At 74.8% G+C, this 11,172-nt stretch carries 5 protein-coding genes; 1 reads left to right on the forward strand and 4 read right to left on the reverse strand.

Annotation, left to right across the window (positions count from 1 at the left end; all coding sequences use genetic code 11):
- Positions 1 to 4: 4 nt before the first annotated feature.
- From SM577_RS24970 to SM577_RS24985, 4 genes are all read right to left on the reverse strand, one after another.
- Positions 5 to 2,770: a S8 family serine peptidase gene (locus SM577_RS24970; RefSeq protein ID WP_474588108.1), complete on the reverse strand. Its 2,766-nt coding sequence runs from the start codon at positions 2,768 to 2,770 to the stop codon at positions 5 to 7.
- Positions 2,771 to 2,817: 47 nt separating this feature from the next.
- Positions 2,818 to 2,964, reverse strand: a complete 147-nt coding sequence (locus SM577_RS24975; RefSeq protein ID WP_474581303.1) for a hypothetical protein — start codon at positions 2,962 to 2,964, stop codon at positions 2,818 to 2,820.
- 66 nt (positions 2,965 to 3,030) lie between these two features.
- Positions 3,031 to 5,982, reverse strand: coding sequence for a helix-turn-helix transcriptional regulator (locus SM577_RS24980; RefSeq protein WP_474588109.1), 2,952 nt, complete (start codon positions 5,980 to 5,982; stop codon positions 3,031 to 3,033).
- A gap of 124 nt (positions 5,983 to 6,106) precedes the next feature.
- The gene (locus tag SM577_RS24985) at positions 6,107 to 7,075 is read right to left on the reverse strand and encodes a TrmB family transcriptional regulator (RefSeq protein WP_302920148.1); all 969 of its coding nucleotides are present in this window, start codon (positions 7,073 to 7,075) and stop codon (positions 6,107 to 6,109) included.
- Positions 7,076 to 7,195: 120 nt separating this feature from the next.
- Between SM577_RS24985 and SM577_RS24990 the strand changes: the two genes are divergently transcribed.
- Positions 7,196 to 10,930, forward strand: coding sequence for a S8 family serine peptidase (locus tag SM577_RS24990; protein WP_474588110.1), 3,735 nt, complete (start codon positions 7,196 to 7,198; stop codon positions 10,928 to 10,930).
- Positions 10,931 to 11,172: the final 242 nt, after the last annotated feature.

Consider the following 11,172-nt stretch of genomic DNA (forward strand, 5'->3'; position numbering starts at 1 on the left):
CAGGTCAGCCGCCGGCCCGCACGAGGGACCAGTCCTGGGTCACGACCGCGTCCGCGCGGACCGGGACCGTCGCGGTGGCGCTCTGGTAGCCGGTGGCGCTCGCGGTGAAGCCGGTACGGCCGACCGCGGAGCTGAACACCCAGTACAGGCCGTCGCCGACGGCCGGATCCACCGGCGTGGTGACGCCCGTACCGGCCTCCCAGGGGTGTCCGGTCCGGGCCACGGTCGCGAAGACCGGCGCCCCGGTATCGCGGTCGTCGACGAAGCCGACGACCAGCCCGCCCTCGACCGGTCGGCACGCGCGGGTGCCCACGAATACGTTGTCCACCGCCCACCACCAGGCGTTGCGGCCCTGGTAGTGGAACCGGATCCGGACGTCCTCGCGGCCGGCCGCCTGCGGCAGCGGCAGGGTGACCTTCCCGAACGCGTGGTTGCTGGTCTGCCGCCACACGGTCTTCCAGGTCCGGCCGCCGTCGGTGCTCAGCTCGACGTCGGCCCGCTGGCTGTCGTCGTCCGGGTAGTAGGAGGTGTGGAAGGTGAGCTGCGGGGCGGCGTCGCCGGAGAGGCCGATCACCGGAGAGGTCAGGTAGGTGTCGTACCGCTTCCCGCCGCCGGTCGCCGAGTCGGCGACGGCGAACCTGCCGTCACCGCCGTCCGGCACCGGCCGGTAGCCGGGGTTGTCGAACCGCCAGCCCGGCTTGCCCGAGAGCTGCCAGCCGTTGCGGGTACCGGTGTCGGTCCAGTCGTCGAAGTCCTCGCTGACACCGCTCCACCGGTAGCCCGGAGCGGTGCAGGCCGACTCGTCGACGGTCAGCGCCACGTCCTGGACCAGGTCGGCCGTACCCAGCTCGAACGTCCGCTCGGCGGCCTGGTAGCCGGGGTACTGGGCGGTGACCCGCATGGTGTACGACGCGGACCGGGGCAGCGTGACGCTGTACCGGCCGGTCACCGGATCGGTGAAGACCGGCCCGAGTGGATAGCCGTCGACGACGATCTTGGCGTACAGCGGCCAGCCGTGCCCCGACCCGTCGGTGACGGTACCGCTGACCGTGCTCATCGGCTGGGCGGCCAGCCTGACGTCGGCCGTCGTGGTCGCGCCCTCGCGGACCTGCGCCTGCACCGTGCCCGCGGCGTAGCCGTACCTGCGCACCCCGATCGCGTAGCTGCCGACCGGCAGGGCACCGGACTGGTAGGCCCCGTCGGCGTCGGTGGTCACCTCGCGACTGACCGGACCGGTGATCGTGACGGTGGCGCCGGGAATCGGCTTCGAGGTCGCGGCGTCGCTGACCGTGCCGCCGACCGTGCCGGTGGGGCCACGCGGTACCTGCTTGAGCAGGGCGAGCGCGTCCAGTCGGCCCTCGCCGAAGGCGTTGTTGTCGTCGTCGGTGCCGCCACACTGGCTGTCGGGGTTGTCGATGGCCGTGCCGTCCAGCAGGGACCGGGTGCCGGCGACGTCGCCCACCATCGCCGTGGCCGCCGACCAGGCCAGGGCGATGGTGCCCGCCGCGTGCGGGGCCGCCATGGAGGTGCCGTTGAGGTTGGCGTACGCGTTTCCCGGCATGCTCGACCGGACGTTCACTCCCGGCGCGGCGACGTTCGGTTTGATCTCGCCGTCCTGGCCGGCCCCGCGCGAGGAGAACCCGGCGATGGTGTGGCCGGAGTCGTACGCGCCGACCGAGTAGTTGATCTTCCGGCTGCCCGGGGCGCCACTCGTCCGGCAGCCCGGTCCGTTGTTGCCGTTGGCCCACACGCCGAAGATGCCGGACGCGGTCCACGCCAGGCTGATGTCCTCCAGGAACGGGGCGTCCGACGGGGTGGTGGTGCCCCACGAGTTGTTGATGATGTGCGGGCGCTTGCTGGCGTCCGGGTTCTGCCCGTTCAGGTCCGTCGGCTCCAGCAGCCACTGGCCGGAGCTGATCAGCGCGGCGTCGTCCGGGCAGCAGCCGTTGGCCGTGATCCAGCGGGCGCCCGGGGCCACCCCGATCTGGTTGCCGGCGCCGTCGTCGCCGAGCATGGTGCCCAGCGTGTGGGTACCGTGCCCGTCACTGTCGCAGGGCGCGCCCCCGCAGGTGCCGGCCGCGTCGAACCAGTTGTAGTTGTGGTCGAAGACGCCGTCGCCCTTGTTGCCGCGGTACTGGCGCACCAGGGCCGGGTGGTCGAACTGGGCTCCGGTGTCGATCGAGGCCACGGTGATGCCCTCGCCGCGTACGCCGAACTGGCTCCACACGTCGTCGGCGTTGATGTCGGCGACGCCCCACTCGACCGCGTCGGCCGCCTTCCGGGCGACGCCCCGGGTGACCGGCGGCGGGCTGACCGTGAACGACGGCAGCAGCGAGCTGACCTCGCGCCTGGCGGCCAGCCGCGCGGCGAGGTCCGCACCGCCGGTCACCTTGATCGCGTTCGTCGCCCAGAAGCTCCGGTACGTCACGCCGGAGGCGGCCAGTTCCTCGCGTACCGCCCGCTGGCTCTCGTCGGCGGCCCGCTTGAGCGCGCTGGTCACCGCCGTGCCGCGCGCGTTCCAGTCGGTGATCGCGCTGGCCGCGGCCAGGTCCGCCGTCGCGCCGAAGTAGACCCAGAAGTCGACCGGCGCCTGCCCGGCACCGAGCTGGGTCTGCAACTGCGGGCGGATCTTGGCCTGCGCCGCGGCCGCCGTCTCCCGGTCCGGCGTGGCCGACGGGAGGGCGGCGGCGGCACCGTTGAGGGCGAGCACCGTGGCCACGGCGGCCACCACGACTGTCGTGATTCTTCGTCTCGGATGGGCAAGGCGCATAGGGGCTCCTCGTCTGGGAGGACGGCGAGGACGCCGGCCGCGGCCGGTCACAGCGGCAGGTACCGGTCGTCGTCCTCGGCGTCGGTCTCGTCGCCCGGTCCGGCCCCGGGACGGGACTCGACGGGTACGTCGGCCGCGCCGGCGGCCTCCGACGATGTCGTCTCGTCCTGGTCAGGGTCATCTCGATGCGGCATGCCAGCATCGTGGTCAACCGCGCGACGATGCTGCGATCCCTCAGGTGAGGGAAACAACCTCGGGGCTCAGTCCCCCGTCGCCGGGCCGGGCTCGCGGACCAGCCCGGTAGCGATCGCCCGGGCCGACAGCGCCGCGCGCGAGGAGACCCCCAGCTTGCGCATCGCCGACTTCATCTGGCTGGCCACCGTGTGGTGTGAGCGGTGCAGGGCGTCGGCGATCTCCCGGTTCGTCCGCCCTTCGGCCGCCAGGGCGACGACCTCCAGTTCACGGGGTGACAGCTCGGACCCGTAGCCCTTCCGGCCGCCGCGCCACACCCGCGGCACCGGGCGTCCGTGCGCGCGCAGGGTACGGGCGACCCGGTCCACGTCGAGGCTCGCCGGCAGGGCCGACAGTCCACTCAACACCTCGGTGAGCAGGTCGAGCCCGTCCGCGACGGCACCGGCCCGGATCAGGCACCCGGCCTGCCGCTCCCGGCAGAGCGCCGCGCTGTACGGCCGGGGAAGCGCCGCCCACGCCGCCGCCGCCCGCCCGAACAGGGCCGCCGCCGAGGTGTGGTCGCCGGTGGCCTCGGCGAGCAGGCCCCGGCAGTCCAGCACGGCGGCCCGCGGTGCCGGGAACTGCCCGTTCCGCAGCCCTTCGGCGAACGCGTCGACCAGGTCCCGGGCCGGCGACACCGCTCCGACGGCGAGCAGCGCCCGGACCCGGGCCGGCACCACGTCGGTGCCCCAGAGCCAGACCCCTTTCTCCGCGACGACCTCGCAGGGGTCACGAGAGATCGTCAACGCCTCGTCGGGCCGGCCCTCGCGCAGCCGGATCTGCACCAGCGTCGCCACCGCCTCGGCGACGGTGTCCCAGGCGCCGGCGTCACGGGCGCCGGCCACCGCACGCTCGATCTCCCGGGCGGCCTGGACCAGGTCACCGGCCGCCATGCGCAGCAGGCCGCTGATCATGATCGGCTCGACCCGGCTGACCGGGTGCAGGTCGTCCGTGTTCGCCAGCGCCGCCGCCCGCTCCGCGAGGCCGTCCCAGGCGCCGGTGAACCAGTCGAGGTGCAGTTGGGTGGAGTCGATGAGGTCGGTGATCCGGACCTGTTCGTACGCGACCGCGAGTCGACGCCCGGTGGCGAGCCACCGGCCCGCCTCCGCGTACCGCCCCCACCGCATGGCCCCGTCGCCGATGTTGAGGTATCCCACGGTGATGATGCGGCGGTCCCGGACGGTGCGGGCCGCGGCGGGGATCTGGCCGGCCTCCGCCCAACCACGCTGGTCACCGAGTTGCAGCAGGGCGGCCGCCCGGCCGGCCGCGACCCGGAGCCGGTCCGACGGCTCCAGCGCCCGCGCGAACTCCGCCGCCCGGTCCAGCCAGGTCAGGTGCCGGGCCGCCGGTGAGCGGCCGCGCGGCCAGCCGAGCAGCATCATGGCGACGGCGGGTGAGGCCCGACCACGATCGAGGTGCGGCAGCGCCCGTTCCAACTCGGCGTGCGCCTCGTCGAACTCCTCCATGTCGTTGAGGATCCGGGCGAGTTGGAACCGCAGGTTCGCCGCCACGCCCGGATCCGGGGTGCCCCGGTCGAGCACCCGGCGTACGGCGGCGGCGAGGTCCCGCAGGCGGCCGGGACCGGTGAAGGAACCGAACGGCACCTTCTCCACCAGCACGCACATCTGCTCGGCCGGCACGTCGCCGTTGGTCAGCACATCGTGCAGCAGGGCGCCGGCGGTCGTCTCGTCGCCGGTCTCCAGCGCCACGTCCGCGGAGAGTTCCGCGTACCTGGCCCACCTCGTGCCGTCACCGGCGTGGCGGAAGTGCCGCGCGAGCTGCGCCAGCGGTCGTGGGGTCACGGTTTCCAGCACCCGCCCGGCGCGCTCGTGCAGCGTGCGGCGCTCCCGCTCGGGGATGGCGTCGTAGATGGCCCGGCCGGCCAGCACGTGGCGGAAGGACACCCGGACGTGGTCGCGGTGGTGCAGCAGGCGGTGCGCGACGGCTTCGGCCAGGCCGGCGGCGAACTCGGCCGGTGGCAGGTCGCTGATCCGCGACAGCAGCTGTTCCGTGATCGGGTCGGCGACGACCGCGGCGGCCCGCAGCACCGACCGGGTGGCGCCGCCGAGGCGGCTGGCGTGCTCCAGCACGGTGTCCCGCACCGTCGGCGGAACCACGATCTCGTCCAGCGGCAGCCGCTTCCAGCCCTGGTCACGGCGGACGAGATCGCCACGCCGGGCCATCAGTCGCACGCACTCCTCCACGGCGAGAGGCACCCCGTCGGTGTGCGCGTGCAGGTGCTGGGCGAACTCGTCGGAGACCCGCTGGTTGGCCAGCATCGAGGAGGCGAGCGCCGCGGTCTCGGACCGGCCGAGCGGGTTGAGGACGAGTCGAAGCCGGGCCCGGTGTGGCCGGAGGCGTCCCGACAGGCGCAGCAGCCAGGGGTCGCCGACCAGGTCCTCCGGCCGGTAGGCGACCACCAGGCCGGGCCCCGGGCCGGGCCGGTCGGCCAGGAACAGCAGGAACTCCCGGGTCGCGTCGTCGGACCACTGCGCGTCGTCCACGACGAGCAGGTCGACCCCCAGCTTGTCGAGCAGTTCGGCGAGGGCCCGGAGCACCCGGTGGCGCGCCGCGCTGGCGTCCTCGGCCGGCTCGGGCGCCGGCGGCAGGTGCTCGGCCCACTCGGGGAACAGCGGCCGCAGGGCGCCGGCCAGGCCACTGAGGCGCAGGTTCGCCACCGTGTCGGCGTCGGTGGCCAGCAGCGCCTCGACGATCGGTCCCAGGGTGTACGGCTCGCCCAGCGGCGGACAGACCGCCGTCAGGACGGCATGGGCGGTGCCGGCCGGGGACGACAGGAACTCGTCCAGCAGGCGGCTCTTGCCGACCCCGGCCTCGCCCTCGATCAGCACCAGCGCCGAGGCGTTGGTGAGCACCCGACCCAGCCGGGCGAGGTCCCCGTCGCGGCCGATCAGCAGCGGCGCCGCCACCCCACCGACGTCCGGAGCGGCCGCACCGGAGTGGGAAGCGACCTCGCCGACCACCACCGCCCCCTACAGCTCGCCCGCTCACGCGTCCACAGTTGCCAGTGATCATCGTCCAGGTGGTCGCCCGCAGCAACCGTTGTCCCGCGGCCGGCGGGACGGCCGTCGCCGCGCACCGGACTGCTCAGAGCCAGCCGCGGTCGCGGGCCTGCCAGCCCAGCTGCATCCGCGACCGCGAGTTGGTCAGCTCCATGAGGTGCTGCACCCGGCGGACCACTGTGCGGCGGCTCACCCCCAGCCGCGCGCTCACCGCCTCGTCGGTCAGCCCGGCGACGAGCAGGGACAGCAGGTGCCGGTCGGCGGCGGAGACCGCCGTGGCGGCGGCGAGGTCGGCGGAGTCGGCCACGGACAGCGGCGTGGCCTGGTTCCAGACGGTCTCGAAGAGCGCGATCAACGCGTCCAGCAGGCCGCACGGATGCACCAGCAACGCCGCGTCGTGCGCCGCCTGCGTCCAGGCCAGCGGCAGCAGGGCCAGTTCCCGATCGGCGACGGCGAGCTTGGTCGGCAGGCCGTGCGCCAGGCGCGCGTGCTCGCCCTCCTGGACATGGACGACGACGCTCCGCACGAAAGCGGGGTCGGTCAGGGCGTCCACGTCGTACACCGCCCGGTAGGTGATCCCGGCGGCCTGCCGTTCGAGCTGCTGCCGGTTGACGTCCTTCGGCACCGCGTACGGCGGTGCGACCAGCACCCGCATCTGCTCACGGGCGGTACGTTGCAGCCGATCGAACGCCTGCGCGACCGCCGCCCGGCCGGACACGATCTCGATCAACTCCTCGGTACGCCGATTGCTGGCCCGGCTGCGTGCCTCCTGCGCGAGGCGGTGGGCGGCCGCCCGTACCCCCTCCAGCTCCTCCTGGCGGCGCCGGACCTGCTGTTCCACCGCCAGCTCCGGAGGGACCGGGACGACCCGCTCCTCGGGGGCCGGGGTGTGGTGCACGAAGCCCTTGCGGTGCAGGGAGAGCACCGCGCGGCGCACCTGGGCGGGGGTGAGCCCGGTCCGGGCGGTCAGCTGCGGCAGCGTCGCGCCGCCCTGGCGGACCAACGCGAGGTAGGCCGCCTCCTCCGCCGCGCTCAGCCCCGCCGGTCCCAGCACGATCGTCCTCCCTGGCGCATCTGGGCCATGTCACAGCTGCGCTGACTCTAGATCCTTTACCGTCCCGCTGACGAGGTGTGACGCTGCCTGCCGTAGGGCCGGCACGTCGAAGGGGGCCTCGTGTTCAGCTCGTTACGGAAAGTGCTCGTGGCGGCGGTGGTCGCTGCCACCGCGGTCGCCGCGGCGCCACCGGCCGCCATGGCCCTCGCCGCTGACGCAGTTGCGCCAACCGCCGCTCCCGGCTCCGTCTACACGGTCACGCTGATCAACGGTGACGTCGTCCGGCTCACCCGGTTCGCCGACGGCCGGCAGGAGGCGACCATCGACGACCGGGGCGGGCCCGACCGGCACGGCTTCCGACTGTCCCACCGCGACGGTGACGTCTACGTGGTGCCGGACGAGGCGGTGCCGTACGTCACCGCCGGCCTGCTGGACGAGGCGCTGTTCAACGTCACGGACCTCGTCGCCGACGGCTACCACGACGCGGCGAGCCCGACCCTTCCGCTGCTCGTGGCCGGGGTGCCCGCCACCGCCGGCGCCCGGGCGGCGGTTCCGGAGACCCCGCCCGGCGCCACCCGGACCCGGGTGCTGCCCAGCATCGGCGCGGTCGCCGTCACCGGCCGCAAGACACAGGCGCGGGAGCTCTGGACGGCGCTGACCACCGGCCCGCGTACCCTCGCCGCCGGCGAGCGGAAGGTCTGGCTGGACCGGCGGGTCCGCGCCGACCTGGTCGACAGCGTGCCCCAGATCGGCGCGCCGGCCGCGTGGCGGGCCGGATACGACGGGCGGGGCGTCACCGTGGCGGTGCTCGACAGCGGCTACGACCCCACCCATCCGGACCTCGCCGGCCGGGTGGCCGCCACCGCGGACTTCACCACCGAGGGTGGGGCGGCGGTCGACCGGTTCGGGCACGGCACGCACGTCGCCGCGACCGTCGCCGGCAGCGGAAAGGCCGGCCGCGCCGGTGGCCGGGGCGTGGCTCCGGGCGCCCGGCTGCTGGTCGGCAAGGTGCTCGACGACTCCGGCTCCGGTGACCTGTCCTGGATCATCGCGGGCATGGAGTGGGCGGTACGCGAGGGCGCCCGGGTGGTCAACCTCAGCCTCGGCGCGCCGTCGTACGGCGGCTCGGACCCGGTCAGCGAGGCCGTCGACGCGCTGAGCGCCAGCTCGGACACCCTCTTCGTGGTCAGCTCCGGCAACTCCGGCCCCGGGCCGCAGACCGTCGGCACGCCCGGCATCGCCACCGCCGCCCTGACCGTGGGCGCGGTGTCCAAGCAGGACGCCCTCGCGGACTTCTCCAGCCGGGGCCCGCGCCTCGACGACGGCGCGGTCAAGCCCGAGATCACCGCACCGGGGGTCGGGATCGTGGCGGCCCGGGCGGCGGGCACCTCGCTGGGCCAGCTCGTCGACCGGTCCTACACCGCGATGTCCGGCACCTCCATGGCGGCCCCGCACGTGGCCGGCGCGGCCGCGCTGCTCGCCCAGGCCCATCCCGACTGGCGGCCCGAACAGCTCAAGGCCGCGCTGGTCAGCAGCGCCGAGCCGGTCGGCACGGCGCCGGTCTGGGCGCAGGGCGTCGGCCGGATGGACGTCCCGGCGGCACTGGCCCAGACCGTCCGGGTCGACACCGCCAACGTCGTACTCGGGCAGGTGCCGGCCGGGTCCGCCCCGCGCGGCGCCGAGGTGGTGTACCGCAACACCGGCCGGAAGCCGGTCACCCTCGACCTGGCCGTGGCCGCCACCGACACCGGCGCCACCGGCCGGGCCGCCGCGCTGACCGTCACGCCGGCCCGGCTGACCGTCCCCGCCGGTGGGCGGGCCACGGCCACGGTCCGGCTGGACGCCGCGGCCACCAACCCGAACCGGTACGCCGGGGTGCTCACCGCGACCGCTGCCGGGGTGCGGCTGCGCACCCCGGTCGGCCTCAGCGTGACGCCGCCGGCGCACACCCTCACCATCGAGGCGACCAACCGCGACGGTCGGCCGGCCACCGGATTCCCCGACCGGGCGGAGCTGTGGAACCTGGACACGGGCGAGCAGCACTACGGGTTCTTCGCCGACGGCCGGGCGACGGTGGAGCTGCCCGCCGGCCGGTACTCGCTGATGGCGCTCGTGCACAGCCTGGACGCCGGCGGGACCGAGAAGGACCTCACCGTGGCGGGCGACCCGGAGCTGCGCGTCGACGCGGACCGCACCGTGCGCCTCGACGCGCGCGCCGGCAACGAGATCCGGATGGACGTGGCGGACCCGACCGTGATCAGTCGGGGCGCCATCTCGTGGCAGCGCACCGCGGGGAGCCGGTCGAACCTGTCCGGCTGGGCGTTCAACCCGGCCAACGTCCAGCGGGTCTACGCGGTGCCGACCCGGCCGGTCTCCACCGGCACCTTCCAGTTCTTCAGCCGGTGGGATCTGAGCGCCCCCGAGCTGACCGCCGAGGTGACCGGCGCCGGCGGCTTCCGGCTGACCCGTCCGCTGCCGCTGGAGTACGCACCGCTGCTCGACGGCACGCGCACGCTGCCGCTGGTCGACGGCGGTGACGGCGGGCCGGCCGGGCTGGGCGACGCCCGCGGCGCGGCGCTGCTGCTGCGGTACGTCGGCGAGGAGGCGATGGCGGAGCAGTTGCGGGCCGCGGCCGCGGCCGGTGCCGTGGTGGTGCTCCTCGCCCCCGACCAGCCCGGGAAGATCTACGCGAGCGGCTACGGTTCACCGGTACCGGCCTACCAGATCGGGTACGCCGACGGTCAGCGGCTGCGCGAGCGGTTGGCGGCCGGGCCGGCGACCATCGACCTGACCGGCACGGCGCGCAGCCCCTACCACTACGACCTGCTGCTGCCCGAGCCCGACCGGATCCCGGCCGACCTGCACTACACCGCGAAGGAGCTGGCGCTGGCCACCGTGGACAGCGAGTTCCACCAGCACGCGCCGGAGATGCGGGCGCTGGACTCGCGGGCCGGCTACCCCGACGGGGTGAGCGTCTCGTTCGGCTTCAACCGGTCGCTGACCGCCGGGCAGCGGCGAACCGACCACGTCACCACCCGCGGGGTGCTCTGGCGCGCCGAGGCCACCGCCGAGGGCGAGAACCGGCAGGGAACCCAGGGCACCATGTACGGCCCGCTGCGGGGGTACCGGGCCGGTGAGCGGACCCGGGAGGTGTGGTTCCCCGCCCTGACCCGGCCCGCCGTCCCGGCGGGTGCGCCCGACCACCCGTACGGGACACCGGCCAACCGGTGGCACGACACCATCCGGGTGGCCGTGCCGCAGTACGCCGACGGCCCCGTCACGGCGTACGGCTGGATCGACGGCGGCTCCGACCGGGCCCGGATGACGCTGCGCCAGGGTGACCGGGTCGTCGGCACCACCACCGGGTCGTCGCAGCAGTTCACGGTCGGTCCGGGCAACCGGACCTACCGGCTGACCCTGGACGTCACCCGGGACCGGTTCCCGGAGCGGGTCTGGTGGACCACCTCGACCGCGACCTCCACCACGTGGACGTTCCGCTCCGGGCGGCCCCGGGGCGAGCAGCCGCAGGTGCTCGCGCTGCCGCAGGTCCGCTACGACATCCGGACCGACCTGTCCAACGCGGTCCGCGCGGACCGGCCGTACCCGCTGTCGCTCACCCCGGGCTACCAGCCGGGCGCGACCGGGCCCGGCCGGTTCGAGGTCGGCGTGTGGGTGTCGTACGACGACGGCGCCCACTGGCGGAAGGTGCCCGCCCGGGGCACCGGAACGGTGACGGCGACCATGCCGGCGGCGCCGGCCGGCGCCCGGTTCGCCACGGTCCGGGTCACCGCCAGCGACCGTGCCGGCAATCGCGTCGACCAGACCATCACCCGGGCCTGGAAGGTGGTGCGCTGACCTCACCCGTCGGACGGGCCGGCCGCGGCACCGCGGCGGTGCGCGGCCCGACCGGCACCGTGGACAGCGCTGCTCCGGTCGCTGTCCACGGCCGGGGGGGGGGGGGGGGCCCCCCCCCCCCCCCCCCCCCCCCCCCCCCCCCCCCGCCCGTGGGAGGAGGCAGGCTTCGGTACGGATTAGGACGCTTCGGCGAGCGTCACGGTTGCCGTCGACTCGGATCCGTTTCGCTGGTAGGTCACCTC

This window comes from Micromonospora desertarenae (assembly GCF_056150265.1).